This is a genomic window from Phyllobacterium sp. T2-21 (genome assembly GCF_055378485.1).
On sequence record NZ_AP027915.1, the window covers coordinates 480118 to 502553 of the forward strand.

At 59.5% G+C, this 22436-nt stretch carries 24 protein-coding genes; 14 read left to right on the plus strand and 10 right to left on the minus strand.

Annotated features, from left to right (window positions below):
• The first annotated feature begins 83 nt into the window (after window positions 1-83).
• From ACZ5FP_RS24310 to ACZ5FP_RS24320, 3 genes are all read left to right on the plus strand, one after another.
• Entirely contained in the window at window positions 84-911 is an 828-nt protein-coding gene (locus tag ACZ5FP_RS24310; protein WP_464664597.1) for an IclR family transcriptional regulator, read from the plus strand.
• Window positions 912-919: 8 nt separating this feature from the next.
• Entirely contained in the window at window positions 920-1726 is an 807-nt protein-coding gene (locus ACZ5FP_RS24315; protein ID WP_464664598.1) for an inositol monophosphatase family protein, read from the plus strand.
• Window positions 1727-1963: 237 nt separating this feature from the next.
• Window positions 1964-2803 carry a bifunctional allantoicase/(S)-ureidoglycine aminohydrolase gene (locus tag ACZ5FP_RS24320; RefSeq protein WP_464664599.1) on the plus strand — a complete coding sequence of 280 codons (840 nt, stop codon included), beginning with the start codon at window positions 1964-1966 and terminating at the stop codon, window positions 2801-2803.
• Between the two features lie 47 nt (window positions 2804-2850).
• Here the strand turns inward: ACZ5FP_RS24320 and ACZ5FP_RS24325 are convergent, their stop codons facing one another.
• Both ACZ5FP_RS24325 and ACZ5FP_RS24330 read right to left on the minus strand, forming a co-directional pair.
• On the minus strand, window positions 2851-3072 hold the full coding sequence (locus ACZ5FP_RS24325) for a hypothetical protein (RefSeq protein WP_346305888.1): 222 nt from the start codon (window positions 3070-3072) through the stop codon (window positions 2851-2853).
• Window positions 3069-3824, minus strand: a complete 756-nt coding sequence (locus ACZ5FP_RS24330; RefSeq protein WP_464664600.1) for a COG4280 domain-containing protein — start codon at window positions 3822-3824, stop codon at window positions 3069-3071. Before ACZ5FP_RS24330 ends, ACZ5FP_RS24325 begins: the two co-directional genes overlap by 4 nt.
• 79 nt (window positions 3825-3903) lie before the next feature.
• On the opposite strand from ACZ5FP_RS24330, the gene ACZ5FP_RS24335 reads away from it, so the two are divergent.
• Window positions 3904-4812 (plus strand): MurR/RpiR family transcriptional regulator, encoded by a 909-nt coding sequence (locus ACZ5FP_RS24335; RefSeq protein ID WP_464664601.1) that lies wholly within the window; start codon window positions 3904-3906, stop codon window positions 4810-4812.
• Here the strand turns inward: ACZ5FP_RS24335 and ACZ5FP_RS24340 are convergent.
• The 4 genes from ACZ5FP_RS24340 to ACZ5FP_RS24355 are packed head-to-tail and all read right to left on the minus strand — an operon-like array spanning window position 4798 to window position 8316.
• On the minus strand, window positions 4798-5583 hold the full coding sequence (locus tag ACZ5FP_RS24340) for an undecaprenyl-diphosphate phosphatase (protein WP_464664602.1): 786 nt from the start codon (window positions 5581-5583) through the stop codon (window positions 4798-4800). The genes ACZ5FP_RS24335 and ACZ5FP_RS24340 overlap by 15 nt on opposite strands.
• 24 nt (window positions 5584-5607) lie before the next feature.
• On the minus strand, window positions 5608-6207 hold the full coding sequence (locus ACZ5FP_RS24345) for a tyrosine-protein phosphatase (protein WP_464664603.1): 600 nt from the start codon (window positions 6205-6207) through the stop codon (window positions 5608-5610).
• Entirely contained in the window at window positions 6204-7652 is a 1449-nt protein-coding gene (locus tag ACZ5FP_RS24350) for a sensor histidine kinase (protein ID WP_464664604.1), read from the minus strand. The genes ACZ5FP_RS24345 and ACZ5FP_RS24350 overlap by 4 nt, the downstream gene beginning before the upstream one ends.
• The gene (locus tag ACZ5FP_RS24355) at window positions 7639-8316 is read right to left on the minus strand and encodes a winged helix-turn-helix domain-containing protein (RefSeq protein WP_223615850.1); all 678 of its coding nucleotides are present in this window, start codon (window positions 8314-8316) and stop codon (window positions 7639-7641) included. Before ACZ5FP_RS24355 ends, ACZ5FP_RS24350 begins: the two co-directional genes overlap by 14 nt.
• 458 nt (window positions 8317-8774) lie before the next feature.
• On the opposite strand from ACZ5FP_RS24355, the gene ACZ5FP_RS24360 reads away from it, so the two are divergent.
• Both ACZ5FP_RS24360 and ACZ5FP_RS24365 read left to right on the plus strand, forming a co-directional pair.
• Entirely contained in the window at window positions 8775-9035 is a 261-nt protein-coding gene (locus tag ACZ5FP_RS24360) for a hypothetical protein (RefSeq protein WP_223615849.1), read from the plus strand.
• Between the two features lie 33 nt (window positions 9036-9068).
• A complete protein-coding gene (locus ACZ5FP_RS24365) occupies window positions 9069-9857 on the plus strand; it encodes a COG4705 family protein (protein WP_288194375.1) in 789 nt (262 codons plus the stop codon).
• 47 nt (window positions 9858-9904) lie between these two features.
• Here ACZ5FP_RS24365 and ACZ5FP_RS24370 read toward each other — a convergent pair whose 3' ends face one another.
• Together ACZ5FP_RS24370 and ACZ5FP_RS24375 are read right to left on the minus strand one after the other, a co-directional pair.
• Complete coding sequence (locus tag ACZ5FP_RS24370) at window positions 9905-10543, minus strand: DedA family protein (protein ID WP_464664605.1); 639 nt, start codon at window positions 10541-10543, stop codon at window positions 9905-9907.
• Window positions 10536-11135: a class I SAM-dependent methyltransferase gene (locus ACZ5FP_RS24375; protein ID WP_464664606.1), complete on the minus strand. Its 600-nt coding sequence runs from the start codon at window positions 11133-11135 to the stop codon at window positions 10536-10538. The genes ACZ5FP_RS24370 and ACZ5FP_RS24375 overlap by 8 nt, the downstream gene beginning before the upstream one ends.
• A 267-nt stretch (window positions 11136-11402) precedes the next feature.
• Here ACZ5FP_RS24375 and ACZ5FP_RS24380 point away from each other — a divergent pair, with 267 nt between their 5' ends.
• Together ACZ5FP_RS24380 and ACZ5FP_RS24385 are read left to right on the plus strand one after the other, a co-directional pair.
• Entirely contained in the window at window positions 11403-12077 is a 675-nt protein-coding gene (locus ACZ5FP_RS24380) for a response regulator transcription factor (RefSeq protein ID WP_223615845.1), read from the plus strand.
• Window positions 12074-13435, plus strand: coding sequence for a sensor histidine kinase (locus tag ACZ5FP_RS24385; RefSeq protein WP_464664607.1), 1362 nt, complete (start codon window positions 12074-12076; stop codon window positions 13433-13435). The genes ACZ5FP_RS24380 and ACZ5FP_RS24385 overlap by 4 nt, the downstream gene beginning before the upstream one ends.
• Before the next feature lie 20 nt (window positions 13436-13455).
• On the opposite strand, the gene ACZ5FP_RS24390 is transcribed toward ACZ5FP_RS24385, so the two are convergent.
• Entirely contained in the window at window positions 13456-14718 is a 1263-nt protein-coding gene (locus tag ACZ5FP_RS24390) for an amino acid deaminase (RefSeq protein ID WP_464664608.1), read from the minus strand.
• Between the two features lie 28 nt (window positions 14719-14746).
• Window positions 14747-15892 carry an NAD(P)/FAD-dependent oxidoreductase gene (locus ACZ5FP_RS24395; RefSeq protein ID WP_464664609.1) on the minus strand — a complete coding sequence of 382 codons (1146 nt, stop codon included), beginning with the start codon at window positions 15890-15892 and terminating at the stop codon, window positions 14747-14749.
• A gap of 212 nt (window positions 15893-16104) precedes the next feature.
• On the opposite strand from ACZ5FP_RS24395, the gene ACZ5FP_RS24400 reads away from it, so the two are divergent.
• From ACZ5FP_RS24400 to ACZ5FP_RS24425, 6 genes are all read left to right on the plus strand, one after another.
• The gene (locus ACZ5FP_RS24400; RefSeq protein ID WP_464664610.1) at window positions 16105-16695 is read left to right on the plus strand and encodes a helix-turn-helix domain-containing protein; all 591 of its coding nucleotides are present in this window, start codon (window positions 16105-16107) and stop codon (window positions 16693-16695) included.
• Window positions 16696-16791: 96 nt separating this feature from the next.
• A complete protein-coding gene (locus ACZ5FP_RS24405; RefSeq protein WP_464664611.1) occupies window positions 16792-18333 on the plus strand; it encodes an ABC transporter substrate-binding protein in 1542 nt (513 codons plus the stop codon).
• 178 nt (window positions 18334-18511) lie between these two features.
• A complete protein-coding gene (locus tag ACZ5FP_RS24410) occupies window positions 18512-19528 on the plus strand; it encodes an ABC transporter permease (RefSeq protein WP_223615839.1) in 1017 nt (338 codons plus the stop codon).
• Window positions 19528-20421 (plus strand): D,D-dipeptide ABC transporter permease, encoded by an 894-nt coding sequence (gene ddpC / locus ACZ5FP_RS24415; RefSeq protein WP_464664612.1) that lies wholly within the window; start codon window positions 19528-19530, stop codon window positions 20419-20421. The genes ACZ5FP_RS24410 and ddpC overlap by 1 nt, the downstream gene beginning before the upstream one ends.
• On the plus strand, window positions 20421-21440 hold the full coding sequence (locus ACZ5FP_RS24420; RefSeq protein WP_464664613.1) for an ABC transporter ATP-binding protein: 1020 nt from the start codon (window positions 20421-20423) through the stop codon (window positions 21438-21440). Before ddpC ends, ACZ5FP_RS24420 begins: the two co-directional genes overlap by 1 nt.
• Window positions 21437-22432 carry an ABC transporter ATP-binding protein gene (locus ACZ5FP_RS24425; protein WP_464664614.1) on the plus strand — a complete coding sequence of 332 codons (996 nt, stop codon included), beginning with the start codon at window positions 21437-21439 and terminating at the stop codon, window positions 22430-22432. Before ACZ5FP_RS24420 ends, ACZ5FP_RS24425 begins: the two co-directional genes overlap by 4 nt.
• Window positions 22433-22436: the final 4 nt, after the last annotated feature.

Below are 22436 nucleotides of genomic sequence, written 5' to 3' on the forward strand. Positions count from 1 at the left end.
GGATAGGATTTGTTTTTTATTGCGAAACAGTGTTTACTATTAACACGTGTCTGTTTAATGACAGGTAGGAGGAATTGTGCGCAATGGCTGAAGATCTCTACCGGGTGCAAAGCGTGGGACGAGCGCTCGACATCGTCGACAAGATTGCGGGTTCGGGGCGGGAGGGCGCGCGTCTGACTGACCTTGCGCGGGATGTCGGCATCACGAAAGCGGCGGCCTATGCCATTCTGCTGACGCTGAAGGCACGCGGCATCGTGACGGATGTGGGCGAGGGGATGACGCGGCGCTATCTGCTCGGCCTTGCCCTGGTGCGCCTTGGGGATCTCGCCATCAGCGGAACGGGGATCGCCGATGTCGCAATGCCGGTTCTGCGCCAGTTGACGCAGTCGATAGGCATCACCTCGCGCGTTGCCATCTGGGACGAGGACGCAGCCGTGGTGATCGGCAGGGCCGACGCCCCCGATGCCATTCGATTCGAAGCGGCGCTTGGCCGGCGCGAACGGCCGCATTGTTCGGCAGTCGGGAAAATCTTTCTGGCGGCCATGGCGCGCGAAGATGCGGTAACCATTCTGGAGCGTGTCGGATACCCCGCGCGCACCGCCAAGACGCTCAGCTCGATACCGGCATTGAGCGCTGCGCTCGATCTCGTGACCGAGCGGCATTATGCGATCGATGACGAGGAAGATCACGAAGGTGTGGTCTGTGTCGCTGCCGGTGTCTTCGGACATGATGGCACTGCCGTGGGGGCGATCAGCGTGACGACTTTGAAACAGCTGCTGCCGGATGCCGCCGTACCGGCGATGGCGCGATCGCTGATCGAACATGCCGACCGTATTGCGGCAGCACTGGGCGGCCTGCCGTCCGCCACGGCCTGGCGCATGAAGTCACGGACAGGCACAGCAAAACCATGAATGTTTCCATGAGCGATGGCGCGCTTTCCACGCGTTACGATTTCGCGGTTTCACTGGCGCAGCAGGCGGGTGCGGTCGCCATGCGCCACTTCCGCAGGTCTGACGGTCTCGGCATCATCGAGAAGGGGCCGCAGGACCTGGTCACCGCAGCGGATCACGCAGTCGATGCTCTCATCCGCAATGCGATCCAAAGCCGATTTCCGGATGACGGCATTCTGACCGAGGAGTCCGGAGGAGACATCAGCGCGCAGGTGTGGGTTGTCGATCCCATCGACGGCACGGGAAATTTTGCCCGCGGCATCGCCGGCTTTGCCATCTCAATTGCTTTCTGTCTCAATGGCGATACGCGGATCGGCGTGGTGTTTGATCCCGTGGCTGAGGAATTGTTCGTTGCGCGCCGTGGCCGTGGGGCGTTCTGCAATGGCGAGCGCATGCGGGTGAGCACAACCGCGACGATGGGGTGGGCGGCGATTGAAGCGGGCTATTCCAGAAGGACACCGTCAAGCGACTATCTGGCCTTGATGGCGCGTTTGCTCGATGCGGGGTGCGAGTGCGTACAATTCGGTTCAGCGGCGCGCGGCCTGGCTCAGGTCGCCGCAGGGCGCATTGACGGCTATGTCGAGGCGCATCTCTTTGCCTGGGATGTGCTTGCCGGTTTGCTGCTTGTTGAAGAAGCCGGCGGGTATGCCGATCCGTTTCCCCTTGAAGGCAACGGGCAGAACGGGCTGCCGGTCCGTGCCTGTACATACGGGCTCGTTGGGCCGTTGGGGGAAGCCATGAATGGCGCCAGCGGCCGCTTGGACAAAATGTCGTAGACGAAATCGTCAAAACATCTTCAATATCATTTTGAAAATGCTGCGCATCCGGTTGATTTACTATGGGCGGAATCGCCGCGTGAGCGGCGCTGATCAACCCATGTGATTTCAATGGGATTCTGCTAGGGATTGGGAGTTTGCTTCATTTGCAAGATGGTTCATAGGAGCGGGTAATACTGGCCCGCGGAATTGCGCATCTGGCGCTCAAACATTATTGGACAAGCTGAGGAGTCTCCTATGTCCCGAAACACCTATTATGCACCCCAAGGCGGACATCCCTCGCAAAGCCAGCTGCTGACGGGCCGTGCCGTATTCACCGAGGCCTATGCCGTCCTGCCGAAGGGGGTGATGCAGGATATCGTCACCAGTGTTCTGCCGTTCTGGGACAAGACCCGTTGCTGGGTTCTGGCACGACCATTGTCCGGCTTTGCGGAAACCTTCTCGCAGTACATCATGGAAGTCGCACCCGGCGGCGGCAGCGCCCGCCCGGAGCTGGACCCGGACGCGGAAGGGGTGCTGTTCATCGTCGAGGGCGAACTGCAGCTGACGCTTGCCGGCAAGACCCACACCATGCAGCCGGGCGGATATGCGTTTATCCCGCCGGCAACCGATTGGTCCGTTGTGAATACAACAGATGCGTTCGTGCGTTTTCACTGGATACGCAAATCCTACGAGGCGGTCGATGGCATCGACCTGCCCACGCCGCTTGTGCTCAATGAAAACGACATTGCGCCATCGGTCATGCCGGACACGGATGGCAGATGGGCAACCACGCGTTTCGTCGATCCGGCCGATGTGCGGCATGACATGCATGTGACCATTGTCACGCTGCTGCCGGGCGCCGTTATCCCGTTTGCCGAGACGCACGTCATGGAACATGGCCTCTATGTGCTGGAAGGCAAGGCCGTCTATCGTCTCAATCAGGATTGGGTCGAGGTCGAAGCCGGCGACTTCATGTGGCTGCGCGCATTCTGTCCGCAGGCCTGCTATGCCGGTGGCCCGCAGCCTTTCCGCTACCTGCTCTACAAGGATGTCAACCGCCACATGAAACTGACGCTGCATCCCAGGCAGCGCTGACGCACAGGCGAATGAAGTCGCGGCCGGACACCCGCAGGTGTGTCCGGTTATGGCCGGCGTGAACGGACCGCGGCTGCGGTCGTGACGATAATCAGCGTCGCCAGGCATCCCGCCAGAAACAGATATCCGACGATGGCCGTATTCACGGCAGGCACCCATCTGATGATGGCCGCCGTCGCCGCTACCACGGCACAGGTGGCCGCCGTCAGCTTGGCATCGCCGAGGAACATCTTGTAGAGTTCCGCAAACACTTCCTTCAGAATATTCATCGGGAAATCTCCTGCCGCTTTGCGCTTAGGATATAGGACATCGCGATTCCCGTCAGCAGGAAGAGGGCGGCGAAAAGCAGCAATGTCAGGTCCTGTCCCGGCCAGGCGATACCCAGGCCTTCTCCGGTCCAGAACACGCCGAAGGAGGACAGCATGATCCCGACGCCGAACTTCATGGTGTTTTCCGGAACGCGCGACAGGGGCTTGTGGACAACGGCGCCCACCAGCAACACGAGCACGCACGCGGCCAGTGCCCCAAGCGCAGCCGGGCCGACGAGGCCGCGACCGGAGCCAACGGCGATCACGATGAACACGACTTCAAGCCCCTCGAGGAGAATGGCCTTGAATGCCGTTATACCGGCGATCCAGTCGAGCGAGGTGCCATGCGTCTGTGCCTCCTTGTCGAGATTGGCTTTTTCCGCCTGAAATGCGGCAAGCTCGTCGTGCAGGGGAACAATACCCGCCGACCGGAGGATGGCCTTGCGCAGCCAGCCCATGCCGAACAGCAGGAGCAGAACGCCGATGACCAGTTGCAGGCCATGCAGCGGAACCTGATCGAGCAGCGGTCCCAGACCGGCGACGATAATTGCAAGGACCGCCAGGCCCGCAAGGGTGCCCGCGATGGCGGGGCGCCAGCCCCGGAGGACACCGACCGCCAAAACGATGGTGAACGCCTCGACGACCTCGACAACGGAGGCCAGGAAGGCCGCGCCGATTGCTGGTCCCGCTATGCTCCACGAGATACTGTCCATGATGATGAGTCGCTTGGTTGTATTTACTACATTGCACGTGATAATGTAGTAAATACGACAGATGTCAATGGAGAACACGTTGTCCGGAGCACGTTCCATCTTTCTGCCGGTCCATGACGGCTCTCTTCCGCTGAGTCAGACGGAGCGGCGGGTCGCAACCTATTTCGCCGCGAACAGGCATCAGGTGCTGGTCATGTCCGCGATGGAACTTGCCAGGACTCTGGGTACCAGTGACGCGACCGTCATTCGCACCGCCAAGGCTCTCGGTTTCGACGGGCTGGATGCCCTGCGCCGCGCCATTGCCGATGATTTGAAGACACAGGACAACCCGGCAGAGCGGATCACCCAGACCATCAGGGAAACCGGGGGAGATCTGAAGAAGGCGTTTGAAGACACGCAAAGGGCTCACATCCAGGCTATCGAAGCAATCAGCGAGAATGTGCCGGTGGATGATTACGTTGCGCTGGTGACAAGGCTGGCCGGGGCGCGCGAAATCGTCATTTTCGGCATCGGCCCCACCAGCGCGCTTGCCGTTTACTTCGCGACCCAGCTGACGCGGTTTGGCTTGAGGGCGCGGGCAGTGACCGCGACCGGTCTTCTGCTGGCGGATCAGCTCCTGCCGATGGAGAAGGGCGATCTGCTTTTCATTATGGCCTATGGGCGGGTCTATTCGGAACTCGACGTGCTGGTCGATCATGCGGACCGCGTGAATGCCGGAAAAATACTGGTGACGGATACGCTGGAAAGCCAGCTGGGCCCAAGAGTTGATATGACGCTCACGATCCCGCGCGGAAAGACCGATGCCTTCAGCATGCACACGGCGACGCTGGCATTCATCGAGGCGATCATCGTCGGCCTTGCCACCTTCCAGCCGAAGGCGGTGATTGAAAAGCTTGAACTTCTCAATCTGTTGCGTTCGGAGCTGGCCGGAGACGATGTCAGGCTTATGCATCGTCTCCACAAAGGTGGCAGATCAGGCAAGCACTGAGACACCGAGCAGGACAAGCCCGAAGAGAATGCGGTAGATCGCGAAAGCGGTGAAGCGGTTTGAACGTATGTAGTTGAGCAGCCATTTGACCGCGATGAATGCGGTGATGGTCGACACGACGAACGCTATGCCCAGGGCGCCCCAGTCCTCATTGCCGCCACCGGTTTTCCACTGGCCGTACAATTCATAGGCGCTGGCTGCATACATCGTCGGGATGCCCACGAGAAATGCAAACTCGGTTGCCGCTGCGCGGTTACTGGTTCCGGCCAGCATGGCAATGAAAATGGTGGCAGCAGACCGGGAGGTGCCGGGGAATATGCCGGCCACGATCTGTGCAATACCGACGAGAATGGCAACCAGCCAGGTCACTTCGGTCCGGTCCGGCTGTTTTGCCGCAAGCCATTCGGCCACCAGCATCCACAGGCCGCCAATGATTAGCGCCCATGCGACCGGCTGCAGGGTGTCCGGCAATCGGAAGCCCAGCTTCTTGGCGATGAGCCCCAAAGCGGCGGTTATCAGAAATGCCAGAAGCAGCTTGCCGACATAGGTGCGGTTTTCCGGCAGATGGAGCCCGAATGCGAGGGACCATATCCGCCGCCAGTACACGATGGTCACCGCCAGTATGGCACCGGCCTGAATGACGATATTGAACAGGTCCGACCTTTGCCCCAGCCAATGCTCGGCGATCAGAAGATGGCCGGTGCTGGAAATCGGGAGGAACTCAGTGATGCCTTCAATAATTCCCAGGATGACCGAATTGAGAATATCCATTGTGCGTGCCTAGAGATGAGAGGGTTACGAATCGGGGAAGCCAAGCCAAGGTTCGAGTTTTTCGAACGTGATGTCCATCGCATAGGCAGGGTTGCCCCAAACCGAGAAATGACCGAACAGCGGAGAAAACTGCGATTCCGCGTGTTCTTCGCCACCGTGCGAGATTGCCGCGATGTAGAGGGCCGCGGCCAGCCCGGTCCGATCGGCCCCGCCTTCGCAATGGATCAGCACCGGCTTTTCGGCCTGCTTCATCACGGCGAGCAAAGCTGCGGCGTCATCCTGCGAGAGGATTTCCCGTGACGACATGCGGAAGTCGACATGCTTGACCCCAAGATCCCTGGCGGCGAGCACTTCCTTGTCATACCAGCCCGTGCCGGTATTTTCGCCGCGCAGATTGATGATCGTCTTGATGCCATAGGTCTTCTTGTAGAACGCGATCTGTGACGGTGTCGGCTGGGCCGACCTGTAAAGTTCGCCGGGGATTGTTGTATGGAAATTGCCCTGCCACCGCATGGTGCCGTAATAGCCGCCGGCGCCCAGCACTGCGACAAGCAGCACCGCGCCGCTGCCTTTGAGAAGTTTTCGCCAACTGCCGCGACGAGCCGAATGCGAGTGCTGCTTCATTGGCCGTTGTTCTCCGCAGATGGGTTTGACATGAATGATTGTTTCGCGCGGGCCGTAGTCGCAGCCAGATCAGGGCGGTTGTAAGGCGGAACAACCGGGAACGACAATTTTACCCGCAGCCCCGGACCATTGTCTTGCAACGCAATACTCGCCTGGTGGAGGTCGAGAATAGCCTTGACCAGACTCAAACCCAGCCCCGTGCCGGGTGTCGTCCGGCTTTTATCGAGACGGTAAAGCCGTTGGAAGACCTTGTCGCGTTCTTCAACAGGGATTCCCGGGCCATTATCGGCAACGTCGACATTGATCGCGGCGTTCGAACGGGTTGCGTTGATCCAGATTTTCGCCCCCTCCGGGCTGTGGCGTATCGAATTCTCAACCAGATTGGCGAAGAGCTGAATAAGCAGCTCGCGGTCGCCCGTCATCGTAAATGCAACATCCGGTTCGAGCGATAGCCGCAATTGCTGTTTTCGATCATCGGCAACATCGGCGTAGACCTCCATGATCGTTTCAAGGCATTCCAGCAGGTCGATCTTGGAAAACCGTGACCGCCGCGATCCGGCCTCGATCTGCGCGATGCGCAGGAGGGCATCAAATGTCGCGTTGATGTGATGGCTTTCATCCTGCGCACGCTTGAGATCGGCGACAATCGACGACCCCCGGCCCGCCTTGTCGATGGCCTGGCTGATGGTCAGGGACAGTCGGTTGAGGGGTGTCTTGAGATCGTGGGCAATGTCGGTGCTGACCTGGCGCATGCCTTCCACCAGCGAACTTACCCGGCCGAGGGCCTGGTTGACCTGCTCCGAAAGGCGGTCGATATCGTCACCGTTCCCGACCAGCGGAATGCGCACGTCGAGCTTGCCGGAGCCGACCTTGCGCATGGTCGATGCAACCGTTTCGAGGCGCTTCTGCACACGCGACGCCAGAAAAACACCACCCGCCGCGGCAAGGATCAAAACCATGACGCTGGCCCAGGCAAAACTGATGAAGACAATCCGCAGAAATTCTTCGTTTTCCCTAAAGCTCATTCCGACAGTCAGTGGCTGCTTGTCCACTTGGCCGGAATAGACGCGATAGGGTTCATCATTGGGCAAGCCCAGTTGCCCACCCTCGACCGTCGACCAGCCGGAAGGCACATCCGCCTTCTCTATATTGCCTGCCAGGCGTTGCCCGTCCTTCGACGACAACAGGAAGACGCGGCCGAGGCCCGAAGAAGACAGGACGTGGCTGGTGACCGTCTCGGACAGTTCGGAGGCATCGCCCTCTCCATAGGAGGCGGTCAGTATCGCATAGGTATCCTGGATGGTCTGGTCCAGATGGTCGGCAAGCTCCCGTTTGAGCAGTTGAAACGTGATGAAGCCCGCCACGACAAACGACATGATGAAGAGCGTGGCAAAGATGATGGCCAGCCGGAACGGCGTGCTTTTGAGAAGGTCAATGCGGCGCATGCAGGCTGTAGCCAGTGTTTCGGATGGTGTGCAGCAGAGGAAACGAAAACGGCTTGTCGATCTTTGCCCTGAGACGGCTGATATGCGTCTCGACAACGCTGGTTTTCGGGTCAAAGTGGAAATCCCAGACGCGCTCGAGCAGCATGGTGCGGGTCAAGACCCGGCCTTCATTGCGGATGAGGACTTCCAGCAGTCTGAATTCCCGTGGCTGCAAATCGATGATCGTGCCGCCGCGCTTTACGGTTCGGCGCATGAGATCAACTTCCAGATCCGCGACCGCGACGGTGTTGCTCTCGCTTTGAAAAGGCGGTCGCCGGTGCAGTGCGTTGACGCGGGCGGACAGCTCGGAAAAGGCGAACGGCTTGACCAGATAATCGTCGCCGCCCGCCTCCAATCCTTCGACGCGGTCATCCAGTCCGCCGACCGATGTGAGAAACAGGACCGGCGTCTTCACGCCGGCCACGCGCAGCGCCTTGACGATGGAGAGGCCATCAAGACCCGGAAGCATCCTGTCGACAATGAGAATATCGTATTCCGTGCCGGCTGCATGGGACAGCGCGCTTCTGCCATCTGAAATCACCTCGGCGATGTGTCCGGCTTCGGTAAAACCTTTGGCAATGTAGTCCGAAGTCTGCCGGTCATCCTCGATGATCAGTATGCGCATGTTCCGTCCCGAATTCGTCCGTGTTGATCGACTGTAGCATAAACCAAATACACATGATGCCTTGATGTGGATTCGTGTCCTCTGCCATGGGGCGTACAGGTTTCTGGTCACGGCCACCTTTCCGGCACCTTACAGTTTGGTAAGAAACCGGCGCATGCCTGCGCTTACGAAATGGTAAGGACGGGGCGAAGTGCCCGTAAGAATGGCCGTCCAAACTCTCCGGCAACGACCAAACCATGCTGGAGAGACCCCAATGGATCGATATCTCGCGAAATACCCCACCCTGTTTATCGGGGCCGTGCTGTTGGCGGCCCTGCTGCTCTCGTTCCTGACCGTTCCCTCCTGAGGGAACCGCCGCATCGCCACTTACCAACCCAATTGCGCGCAGCGAACCGGCATGTGTTGCGTTCGGTTTGCCAGCCCTTTTCCCCCGCCGATCATTCAATGGAGTTTTCACGATGAAGAAATATGCCCTCCCTTTGTGCCTGCTTGTGCTCTCGACCAATCTTGTCACCTCGCAAAGCTTTGCCGCCGGGCCCGCGCCTTGCGAAGACATGTTGAAGGACGTCCGTGCTGCCAAGGCCACGGCGAAGCTGAACGAAGCCGACAAGGCGCAGGTGGACCAGCTTGAAGCCAAGGGCGTCGAACGATGCAATGCGGACGACGACAAGCGCGCTGACGAATTCTTTGCTCAAGCTTTGAAATTGCTAGGCAAATAAACCGATTTTCACCGACCGGAAGGAACCTTGACAATGGATGTCACCAGGCAAGAAACGTATGGGGCGCTCAACCGCGTTCCCGAGGTCAAAGTCGATTTTTGGCTGATCAAACTGATGGCTGTAACCATGGGAGAAACCGCGGCCGACTATCTGGCGGTGAATCTGGGTCTTGGCCTGTCCGCCACTTCCCTGATCATGAGCACCGTCCTGATCCTGGCGCTGGCCCTTCAGTTCCGCCAGCGTCAATATGTTCCCTGGGTCTATTGGACAGCCGTGGTGCTCATCAGCATTGTCGGCACGCTCGTTACGGACAATCTCGTCGATAATTTCCATGTTCCGCTGGAGGTGACCACGATTGTCTTCACGCTGGCGCTGATCGCCACGTTTGCGGTCTGGTATGCCTATGAAAAGACGCTCTCGATCCATTCGATTTTCACAACGCGGCGGGAAGCGTTCTATTGGCTCGCGATCCTGTTTACGTTCGCTCTGGGGACTGCGGCGGGCGATCTGGTCGCGGAAAAATTCGGCTTGGGGTTTGCCGCCACCGGGCTGATATTCGGGGCAATCATTGCACTCGTTGCTGTTGGCTACTTTGTCTTTCACCTCAATGCGGTGGTGGCGTTTTGGCTGGCCTACATCTTCACCCGCCCGCTCGGCGCATCGTTCGGTGATTTTCTCTCGCAGCCCATGGAATATGGCGGCCTGGGTTTTGGTACGATCATCACGAGCCTGATCTTCCTGGGGTGCATCATCGCCATCGTTGTCTACATGACCGTGATGTTCCGCAGCGGAAACCGCAAGGCCGCCAGCCAGGCCGCCTAGCGCCCCATTCCGCACCCGCGGACCTGGCCAAGGCTTCCAGTGGATCGCTATTCCTGCTTCACTGGAAGCCTCTGCCGGGAAGGGCTGCCGGACATGCGGCGTTTGCAGATGGTAACGATGGCAAGGATTGACATCTCCACCCCGACAAGACCAACGGCTGCCCAGAACGCGGCTTGAAACGGGTCATAGTCAGACGTTCGCAGGACATATCCCAGACAGAGGAAAGGCGCGTTCCAAAGCATGCTCCCAAGCAATGTTGCGACGCCAAAGATCTTGAAATCCAATCCCAGTATTCCGGCGGGAAGCGCGAGATAAACACGCGCTGTCGGGATGGTTTGCCCCGTCACGGTGACCCAGAAATGATTGCGCCGGTAGGCATTGGTCAGGCGGTCATAGAGTTGGGGGGACAGAAACACGAACCTGCCATACTGGCTGACCTTGCGGGCCACGCGTTCACCCCCCAATGTCCGGCCGATACCGAACCAGCAGCAGGCACCGATGGTCGATCCCAACGTGGTTGCTGCAATCGTGGCAATCAGGTTCTGCGGTTCCGCGACCGTCATGCCCAGCAGCATCAGCAGGACATAGGACGGAAACAGCGGAATGAATTTTTCCACGACGGCCAGACCTATGAGGCCGATGAATCCGTAGCCCAGAAGCCACGAAACGGCGCCGAGCTCATCCATTGGCGCTGTCCGGTTCCACGGCTGCGGCGCGGCGTTTGATCCGGTAAACCGATGCCGGGGGGATATTGCGCATCGTCTTGCCGACAAAGCTTTCCTCCAGCTGCAGATGATCCAGAAGATACTGAGGGACAGGACAGCGCGGACCATAGGTGATCTGGTAAAATGCGCCATCCGGACGAAGATAGCGGAAGGCGCCGCTGAGAATTCCCTTCACCTGGCGCGGCGGCATCGTCAGAACACCCAGCCCGCTGACAACCGCACCGACCGTGCCGGGCTCGAACAGGTTGAAATCGCCGATCCTGGCGGCATCCATGCGCAGAATACGCGCATGCGGAAACCTTTTTCCCAGAAACCGGGCGAATTCGGTGCTGTACTCCACCAGCGTCAGTCTTGCCTCCGGTATGCCTCTTTGGAGCAGCGACCGGGTGAACGGCCCGGTTCCCGGGCCCAGCTCAAGAACTGGACCCATATCCGCATCGATTTCTTTGGTCATCAGGGCGGAGATCCGGTTTCCCGACGGGAGTATGGCGGCGGTGCGCAGCGGATTGCGTATCCAGGAGCGAAAAAACGGGAGAAGATCAGCAATCGGCATGGCGTGATCCCTTTGCGCAAAGGGTGTTGCGGCATGCCAGATGGTACGATGACCGGCGACGTCGAATTGATTTCATTGTTTCCTCGCGTGAATTGTCGTTGACGGGGAAACGGTTGCAGCTTCTACATTGAGGCAGCGTGTCATGTCCGGGCTTGTGAACACATTTGGCGTTGCGCCGGAAAAAGCGATTTCCGATGCAAGCCAGCCTCAATGTACGCACGCTATCCTGTGTCATCTTGTTGGCGGACAGGCTTATGGGGGACTGGAATGCGGGTGTTACTGGTTGAGGACGAGAAGGAGATGGTTGCCGCCCTGTGCAACGTCCTGACCCGTCAGAATATGATCGTCGATAGTGTCTCCACCATTGCTGCCGCGGAATTCATGCTGAGAGACAATGTGCACGACGTGCTCGTTCTCGACCGTCAGTTGCCCGATGGTGACGGATTGTCGCTGGTCCCCCGCTTGCGTGCAAACGGGCAGAACATCCCGGTTCTGGTCCTGACGGCGCGCGGCGATCTGAACGACCGTGTTGCCGGGTTGCAGAGTGGCGCCGATGACTACCTTGGCAAGCCGTTTGCCTATGAAGAGCTTCTGGCACGGGTCCGCGCCTTGCTGCGCCGGCCGTCGAGCCTCGTGCCGGAGGTGGCGAAGATCGGCCAGCTGGCGTTTGATTTCGGACATCGCGAGGCCTGGGTGAAGGGCGAGCGCATCGATATGCCAAGGCGGGAGGTTCTTGTGCTTGAAGCCTTGATGCGGCGCATGGGGCGCATGGTGCAGCGCGCCACGCTGATGGAGGCAGTCTTCGGCATGAATGACGAGATCGATTCGAACGCGCTCGATACGCATATTTCGCGGGTCCGCCGCAAACTCACCGATGCCGGTGCAGGCGTTACCATCAACGGTGTCCGCGGTCTTGGCTATCTCCTGCGGGAGACCGCATGAAATTGTGGAGTTCGCGGTCGCTGAAATGGCGGCTTGTCAGTCGCCTGCTGCTTTTCGAAGCCGCGATCATCCTGTCGCTGCTGGTTGCCATTGTCGGCGGCCTGTGGAGTTCCGGCTATCTGATCGAGGATTATGAGGGCGGTAATCTTGATGTCCTGAAAGATGCCTTGTCCCGGAATGAAGCGGGTCAACTGGTTCTGCTGGATACGCCCGATATGGTGCAATTGCGCGGAGATGTCACCGATCTCTGGTTCATCATCCGCGACAAATCGGGAAATGAACTGTCGCAGGGAAAGATTCCTCCTGAATTCGCACCGACAGGCGCCATGCTCGATCATCTGGCGGATGCGCGTCTGGCCGATGAACCGGGGCGTCCAAAACGGCCCGACGCTATCGTGAAATGGCAGGACACCGCCGCCGGCAACGTGCAGATATTCACGGGAACGCAGGGACGCATGTCGTTCAAGCGCATGATCGCCGGCGTCTCCGGCGGGATGATGACGGTCATCATCCCTCTCTTCCTGGCAATGGCCGTGGCCAGCCTCGCCATAACCCCGCTGGTCGTGCGGTTTGCATTGAAGGGGGTCAAAAGGGCTGCCGACGAAGCCGCTCAAATCGCCTACGACAAACGCGGCATGCGTTTGTCGACGGCTGAAGTGCCCGAGGAGCTCGGTCCGCTCGTCAATGCGGTCAATGATGCCTTGAGCCGGCTGGACAAGGGGTATGCCCTGCATGACCGCTTTCTGGCGCAGGCGGCGCATGAACTTCGAACGCCCATTGCGATCCTCAACACGCGCGTTGCGGCATTGCCCGCAAGTGCCGAGAAGACCCAGCTCCTGCAGGACACATCAAGGCTGGCCATCCTGAGCGGGCAACTCCTCGATCTGCAGCGGCTCAATCATGCACCCGTGGCTTTCGCGCCGGTCGATCTGGTGGGTGTTGCCGGACGCGTCGTGCTCGATCTGGCGCCACTGGCTTTTGCAGCGGGGTATGAAATGTCATTCGAACCCGATGCCGGTGAAGTCATCGTGGATGGCGATCCGATGTCGATCGAGCGGGCTCTCACCAATCTGGTTCAGAACGCGATCGATCACGGCGGCGGGTCGGGCACCATCCTGGTCAAGGTGCAGCAAACGAAAGCCATTGTCGTGGCGGATGAAGGCACAGGAATTTCGCGGGAGAAGCGCGAAGAGGTTTTCGAACCTTTCAACCGCCTGCAGCCGCAGAGTTCCGGAACGGGCCTCGGCCTGAATCTGGTCAAGGAGATCATGCAGCTTCACAACGGAGCCATCGAGATCGGCAATGGCCCTCTCAAGGGCGCCTGCTTCACGATGCGCTTTCCCAGCACGGCGGCTTGATCCCGGAAGGTCAATGACCGCTAGAAAAAGGTCTTGAACACGTCCTGGACCGTATAATCCGCGTCGACGAGATACATGATGTCCCATTTGTCGAACGTCGTGCACGGATGTGAAATCCCCAGGCCGATACGATCGCCATAGGCGAGCTGCAAGCCGGGATCAAAGCGCATGAAACAATGCTGGTCGTTGATGTCGACGACTTGGCATCCCTCGGGAAGGTCCCGAACGCCGGTCTCCGCATTTGCCATGAGCAGCGGTATCGGTAATCCGGCGTCGGTGCCGCAATCGCGGCGGCCCGCCGTGAGCAGGGCAAGCCCGGGTTCGGGAATGGATTGCACATAGGCCCAGATTTCCAGCGCCCGCCTCAATCCATCTTCTTCTCCGATGACGGATTTCAGCTGGTTGTGGTGATTGTGATACAGGCCGGAATCGTGAGTCACGTAGCAGCCGCTGCGCGTGACCACGCGCATTCCCGCCTTCGCCAGCTGTTCAATGACAATGTGATAATAGGATGAGCCGCCGGCGGTGACGATGGGATCCTCTGTTCCGAACAGGTCCAATTCCCGGAACGATTGCGCAAGGGCGGCGATGTCGGCGACAAAAGCGGTCACGGCCTGCTCCTGTGCGCCGGATTTTGCCTTGATCAAGCCCTCGAACGCTTCAATACCAGCCAGGCAGACGTCCGGCGTGGCGCGGATGTGATGCGCAAGTTCGGTGGCGATGTCGTTGGTTCGGCAACCGGTGCGCCCGCCGCTGTATCCGCGCTCGACAAGCAATTTGACCGGCCGGGCAAGACGGTTGTGCAGTGCGGCTTCGGCGACGGCGGTGACGCCTTCGACGCTGTCGACGATCATCATGAAGTCGAGGTCCGGCGCCTTCAGCATTTCGGCGATGGCATTGAGCTCGGCTGCACCCACGGCCTGGTTGGCGAGGATGATCCTCTGCGCCCCGAACTGGCGGCAAACGCGCATCTGGTGAACCGTGGCAACCGTCAATCCCCAGGCTCCATCCGCAATCTGGCGGGCCATGATCTGCGGGCACATGGTCGTCTTGACATGGGGCGCGATCAGTGCGCCGCGATCGGAGACAAACCGCTGCATCCAGCGTGAATTGTGCGCCAGCGCATCGGCACGGATCACCGCCGCAGGAAGCGGGACATCGCCGGCAAGCACGTTCCAATGCTGTTTGCCGACATCGCTGAGCGGCATGCGCTTTCCGAATGGAAAACTCTTGAAGCTATCGTCCAGCATCAGCGATGCCAGCGAATCCACGTTGAAAGTCATCAGCCGGTCCCTTTGATGCCGCGAGATATCAGGCTTGCAGCCGTTGGAGTGATTGGAGTTCCTTTCGCGCGGGGGAAACGGCCCCCGCGTCGAAACCGGCTTCAAGGATCGCGTCCGGCACGGCCTCGTGACAGGCAAGCGCCGCCGCCACTTTTGCCAGCGCCGGAGCGGTCTGTATGCCATAACCGCCTTGGCCGGCAAGCCAGAAAAAGTTGGCGAGCGTGGGATCGTAGCCAACGACCGGGCTTCTGTCGGCGGCGAAGGTCCGCAGGCCAGCCCATCGCCGCGATATGGAACGGACCGGCAGATCGGCCGCCTGCTGGATGCGGTCGACAGCGATGGCCACATCCATTTCGTCGGCTTGTGCGTCGCAGGGTTCGCTCGGTGTTTCGTCGGCCGGGGACGCCAGCAGCTTGCCCGCTTCCGGTTTGAAGTAGAATTCCTCGTTAACGTCGAGAACGAGCGGCCAGGAGGAGACATCGACACCGTCCGGCGCATCCAAAATCATCGCCGTCCGGCGCAGCGGCGTCAGGCCGATCCGGGCCGCACCGGCCGCCGCCGCCACCTCATCGGCCCAGGCCCCCGCAGCATTGATGACCGTTGTGCCATGGAATGCACCATTCGATGTCGCAACGTCCCAGCCTGTCGAGGTCCGCTTCAGCGCGAGGACATCCGCTGATGTTGCGATGCTGGCGCCACGGGCGCGCGCACCTTTCAAATATCCCTGATGCAGGGCGTGGACGTCGATATCCCGGGAGCTCTCGTCCAGCAGCCCGCAGGCGACATAGTCGGGACGGATGATCGATACGCGCCTGCATATATCGGCAGGTGTCATGACCGGAGAGGTTTTTCCGCTGGAGCCGAGGATATCGGACATGGCCGCGATACCGTCGCGCTGATCGTCCCGGGCGATATAAAGGACGGAGCGGGGGCTGAGCAGTTCATTCTGGGCAAAACCCTCCGGCGGCACTTCATACATGCTGCGGCTTGCCCGGGTGAGCGCGCGGATGGCGGCATTGCCGTAGGTTTCGGAAAAGAGCGCTGCGGATCGTCCCGTGGTGTGATATCCACAATGGGACTCGCGCTCGACAAGAAGCACAGATGACTTGGCGGCCAGTTCGTAGGCTGCCGAAGCGCCGGCAATGCCACCGCCAATGATAATGAAATCGAACATGTATCGCTCCCGAATTTAGCGCATAAGAAACTTAATTTTCCTAATGATCAAGTAAATTTTCCTTATCGCGTCGGTAGGCGGGCTGTAGTAGCGTAAATCGCGATAAATTGTAGGATGATAGAATTATAATGACCGATCAGAAAACTGGCTTGGGTGACTTTCTTCGGGACATTCGCGTTCGCAAGCATTGGACTTTGTTGGAAGTGAGCGAAATGACCGGGCTCGCGGTGTCGACGCTTTCCAAGGTCGAGAACAATCAGATGTCCTTGACCTACGATCGTCTGGTTCAACTCGCAGCGGGGCTGGGTGTCGATATTGTTGAGCTTTTCGGCACAAGGCCTGTGGATTCCACCCCCAATCTTTTGGGGCGCCGCGCCATAAGCCGGCAAGGGGAAGGGCGGCTGATCCAGACCGGCAACTATGACTATCTCTACCTTTGCACGGAAATATCGAAGAAATCCATGGTGCCGATCCTTGCCGTCCTGCATGCAAGGACAATGGAGGAATTTGGTGAATTCGTCCGCCATGACGGTCAGGAATATACCTATGTCGTTGAAGGCGCGTTGGAACTGCATACGGAACACTATGAGCCCGCGACGTTGAAAGCCGGTGATTCAGTCTATTTCGATGCTTCCATGGGGCATGCCTATCTCTCCGTCAGCGAGACTCCGGCACGGATTCTCTGTGTTTGCTCGACCTCTGAAAAGGATCTGATCAACTCACTGATCGGCGCCGATGGCGAGGTTTCGAATTTGAAAAAGAAATCCAAGAACCAGCGGAAGACTAGTACGATAAGAAAATAAGTTGCGCTTAGGAAAATCATTACCTATTCTGATTGTGCGGATAAATTGCCGGATACAAGGCGCCGTTCGAGTCCGCCGAACCTCAGAGGGTCTAAAATGGTTTTCTCACATTGGAAAAAAATTGGGCTTGCCCTGCTGCTTGCCACGTCGGTCAGCAGCAGCGCCATGGCCGCCGCAGATGTCCTGGTTCTTGCGCGCGCCGAGGATCCGCCGACTGCGGACCCGGGCGTGGAAATCAGCAACAGCGGCTATACGCTGATCTACGCAGCCTACGAACATCTGGTTGCGTATAAGGGAGCGACCACCGAGGTTGTTCCCGAACTTGCCGAGAGCTGGTCCGTCGATGACGCCAATCTGGTGTGGACGATCAAGCTCGCCGCCGGCCATAAATTCGACGATGGCACCGCCGTTGATGCGGCGGCGGTAAAGTTCAGTTTCGATCGCCTGATGAAGCTCAAGGCCGGACCGTCCGATTCATTTCCCGTGCTGAAGGAAGTGCAGGTCGTCGATCCGATGACGTTGAAATTCGTGTTGTCGTCGCCGTTCGCTCCGTTCCTGTCGACCCTTGCGGTTTCGGGTGCGGCGATTGTCAATCCGAAGGTGATGGAGCACGAAGTCAACGGCGACATGGCCAAGGCCTGGCTTGTCGAGCACTCTGCAGGGAGCGGCGCTTACCGGATTTCGAGCTGGGAGCGCAATCAGAGCATCGTGCTTGACCGCAATCCGCATTTTTCCGGGCCGGCACCTGCCTTGAAGCAGGTCGTCATCCGGGTCATGGGAGAAGTTTCCGCCCGCCGCCTTCAACTCGTCAATGGTGACGCGGATATCATCGAGCAGGTGCCCGTCGATCAGGCGGAAGCCCTGAAGAAGGATCCCTCGATTGTTGTCGAGAGCAATCCGAGCCTCTATGTCAGCTACGTCTATCTCAACAACAAGCGTCCGCCGCTGGATGACGTCCGCGTCCGCCAGGCGATTTCCTATGCCGTTGACTATAAGGGCATCGTGGATGGCATCATGCAGGGGCAGGCCGTGCAAATGCGCGGGGCCGTACCCGATGGAATGTGGGGCCATGATCCCGCAGGTTTCCAGTACAGCTACAACATTGAAAAAGCCCAGGCACTGATGAAGGAAGCGGGCCAGTCCAATGTTCATCTGACCTATACGTTCTCCCAGGCCGATACCTCGTGGGAGCCGGTCGGCCTTGCGCTTCAGGCCAGTCTTGCCGAAATCGGCATCAAGCTGGATCTGCAGGCGGTGGCTGATACGACAAAGCGCGAAATGGCGGCCAAGGGCAATTACGACCTTGCCCCGGGTGCCTGGACACCGGATTTTGCCGATCCCTACATGTTCATGAACTATTGGTTCGACCCGGCGAAAATGGGCGGGCCGGGCAATCGCGCATTCTATAATAATACCAAGGTAACAAGCCTCGTGCAGGAGGCGGCCAGTACGGTTGACCAGGCCAAGCGCGAAAAGCTCTATCTGGAAGCCCAGACGCTTTCCACGCAGGATGCGCCTTATCTCTATCTCATTCAGAAGAATGATATTTTTGCGCGGAGGGCCGCAGTCCAGGGTTATGTCTATAACCCGATGCTGATCCAGGTCTACAACTTCGCGACAATGTCCAAGAAGGAATAGCCGGGCGCTGGCGTGACCACCCGGCCTGACATTTCGTCAGTTGAAACTCCTGTCCTGAGCGCTCACGCAACGCGAGGGACAGGAGGACTATCGGGTTCCGTCCGGACAGGACGGAAGGGATGCGCGCATTTCCATGATGTGACTCAGCATAACCTGCACGAAATGAGGATTGATGTTCATGACAATCACTCGAATTATCGTTCCGCGCCTCATCCTGTTGTTCTTCGTCGTCTTCGGCGTCGCCATCATTACCTTCGCCATTTCGCATCTGATACCCGGCGATCCCGCACGCCTGATCGCCGGAGACCGGGCGAGTGCGGAAACGCTGGAGAATGTGCGGCGCGACCTGGGGCTCGACCGGCCGGTCACCGATCAGTTTGTCATCTATGTGCGCAGCCTGCTGCACGGCGATCTTGGAACGTCGCTGCGAACGCGGCGGCCGGTGGCCGCCGACATCGCGACCTTTCTGCCGGCCACGCTGGAGCTTGGCATTCTCTCGCTTGTGCTGGCGGTCCTGATCGGCGTGCCACTCGGGGTTTTCTCGGCGATCTACAAGGATGGCCCGATCGACCAGATTGCCCGCACAATCTCGGTGTGCGGTATTTCGATGCCGGTCTTCTGGTTCGGCATGGTGGTTATCCTCCTGTTCTATGCCAAATTGCAGATTCTGCCGGGGAGCGGCAGGCTGGCCATGGCCTTTGCCGTACCGCAGCGTGTCACCGGCTTCTTCCTGATCGATACCTTGCTTGAGGGCCGGTTTGACGCGTTTCTCAGTGCCGTGCGGCATCTCATTCTGCCGACCTTCGTGCTGGCCTTCGCCAATCTCGGTGTCATTACGCGGCAGATCCGGGCGTCGATGCTGGACGTGCTGCAGGAAGATTATATCCGCACCGCCCGGGCAAGCGGCCTGCGGCGCAGGGTCGTCATTTTCAACCATGCCTTGCGCAATGCGCTGATACCCTCGATCACGCTGCTCGGTCTCGCCTTGGGCGATCTGCTCTACGGGGCCGTGCTCACCGAAACCATCTTCGCCTGGCCGGGCATGGGCACCTACGTGGTGACGTCGATCCAGACCCTGGATTTCCCGGCCATCATGGGATTCACCGTGGTTGCCTCCATCGGCTACGTCCTCATCAATCTGGTGATCGACCTGGCTTACATGCTTGCTGATCCGCAAATCCGGGAGGTGGGATAATGGTTGCTGTCAGTCCCGAAGATCAAACCGCTGCAGGCCGCGTGTCGAAGCGCTCGCGACTGCATTTTCTCTGGTATCTGACGCGGCGCAGCCCGCTGACACTGGTCGGGCTGCTGATCATCACGCTGCTCGTCATCATGATCGTCGGCGCCCCCTTCATCGCGCCGTACGATCCCAACAAGGTCATGCTGTCGGCGCGGCTGATGCCGCCGAGCGCAGCCCATTGGTTCGGCACGGATGAAGTCGGCAGGGACCTGTTCTCCCGGGTTGTCTACGGCTCGCGCGCGTCCTGCGGTGCGGCTTTCATGATCGTGCTCATTTCCATGAGCATCGGCGTGTTTCTGGGTTGCCTGTCGGGAATTGCCGGCGGAATTTTCGACAGCGCCATGATGCGTATCATGGACGTCGTCCTGGCCTTGCCCGCACTGGTGCTTGCCATGGCCTTGGCGGCTGCCCTCGGCCCGAGCCTTTTCAATTCGATGCTGGCGGTGGCGATCGTGCGCATACCAGCCTATGTCAGGCTGGCGCGCGGCCAGACGCTCTCGCTGCGCGAGCGGGTTTTCGTCAAGGCATCCCGAACGTTCGGAGCCTCCAATCTCTACATCCTGCGCTGGCATATGCTGCCGAATGCACTTTCCCCGCTGATCGTGCAGGCAACGCTCGATCTCGGCGGCATTGTCCTCATCGCGGCGGCGCTGAGTTTCATTGGTCTTGGCGCGCAGCCGCCAACGGCAGAATGGGGCGCGCTTGTCAGCAGTGGCCGGAGTTTCATCCTCGATCAGTGGTGGTACGGCACGTTTCCGGGGCTGGCAATTCTTGTGACGGCCATGGGCTGCAATCTTCTGGGTGACGGCATCCGCGATATGCTGGATCCGCGATTGGGGACGAGATAATGACGGCACACAGCGTACAGCGTCCGCACGCGTTGAGCATCGAAAACCTTTCGCTCGAATTTCCGACCTATGCCGGCGCCATCAAGGCGCTGGATGGCGTGACGATCAAGGTGGGAAATGCCGAAATCGTTGGTCTGGTCGGCGAGTCTGGCTGCGGCAAGTCCGTCAGCACCATGGCCGCAACACGCCTGTTGCCGGAAGGCCGGTATAAGATCACGCAAGGGAGCATTCGTCTCTTTGGGCGCGATCCGATGGCGATGGACGAAGAGGAGCTTCAGCAGGTTCGCGGCAAACTAGTATCGACCATTTTCCAAGAGCCCATGAATGCGCTCAACCCGACGATCCGGATCGGCCAGCAGCTGGTGAGCGTCATTCAGCGTCACGAAGCGCTTGGCAGAAAGGCGGCCGAAGCGGTGGCGGTCAATATTCTGGCCGATATGCTCATCCCCGAGCCCGCCCGCATCATGCAGGCCTATCCCTTTGAACTGTCGGGCGGCATGCGCCAGCGCGTGCTCATCGCCATGGCATTCTCGTGCAATCCGGGCCTGATCATCGCCGACGAACCGACAACGGCTCTGGACGTCACCGTCCAGGCGGCGATCCTGCGGCTCATTCAGGGGCGGGCGCGACGGACCGGAACATCGGTGGTGTTCATATCCCACAATATCGCCGTGGTATCGCAGATCTGCGACCGGCTTTACATCATGTATGCCGGGCGCATCGTTGAGTCAGGGCCGACCCGCGCGGTCCTCGACCGGCCACAGCATCCCTATACCCGGGCGCTTCTGCGCTGCCTGCCCGAACGTGTCCGGCCAAAGGAGCCGCTGGAGTCCATTCCCGGCACGGTACCCAATCTCCTTAATCCGCCGCCCGGATGTTTTTACCGGCCGCGATGCCCGGAGGCCGATACGAGATGCATGGAGAAACCGCATGAAACCGCCTTGCCGGGCGGGCAGTCGGTCTCCTGCTGGCAACGGGCCGGCCATCCATCCCTACCGTCGAGCGAGGTTCCGTCGTGAAAGCAGCACCTCTCCTCAGCGTTGAAAATCTCACCGTCCGGTTTCCCGGAGCAACAAACTGGTACGGGCGGGTGACCTCGCAGGTCCATGCCGTCAACAATGTCGATCTCTGCGTGCTGCCGGGCGAAAGCCTCGGCATCGTCGGGGAATCCGGCTGCGGCAAGAGCACGCTCGTTCAGGCGGTGATCGGCCTGGTGGGGCTGACGAGCGGCAGAGTGCTGGTGGACGGGCATGATTTTGCCGGTGCAAACGGCACGCTCAAGCGCGATCTCCGGCAGAAGATGCAGATCGTTTTTCAGGACCCGCAATCGTCGCTTGATCCGCGGTTGCCGGTCTGGCGCCTGATCACGGAACCGCTGCATATCAGGGGAGGCATGCCGGCGTCTGCCTTGCGGGCTCGGGCGGAAGAACTTGCCATCTCCGTCGGGTTGAGAAGCGACCAGCTTGACCGCCTGCCGCACGAGTTTTCCGGGGGGCAGCGCCAGCGCATCGCCATTGCCCGGGCTCTGAGCACCGACCCCGAGCTTCTGATCCTCGACGAGCCGACATCGGCACTGGACGTGTCGGTGCAGGCCCAGATCATCAATCTGCTCTTGAAGCTGCAGCGCGAGCTTGGGCTTTCCTATCTGTTCATCTCGCATGACGTGTCGCTGGTCCGTCACTTCTGCGACCGGGTTGCCGTCATGTATCTTGGCCAGATCGTCGAAACGGGGACGGCGGAAGCGGTGTTTGACGATCCCGCGCACCCCTATACCCGGACCTTGCTCGCCAGCGTTCCCAGTTTGAAAAATTCTCTTCTTGACGTGGATGCCAGCCTTACCGGGGAGCTTCCGAACAACCGCCGTCTGCCCGCCGGGTGCTACTATCGCGAGCGGTGCAGGTCCGCAGTGCCGGGATGCGAATTGCCGCAAGCGCTTTTGACTGTACGCAAGGCCGATATGGAAAAGGCGCCCCCTCATCAGGCGCGCTGCCACCTGCACATTCCGGCATAGATTG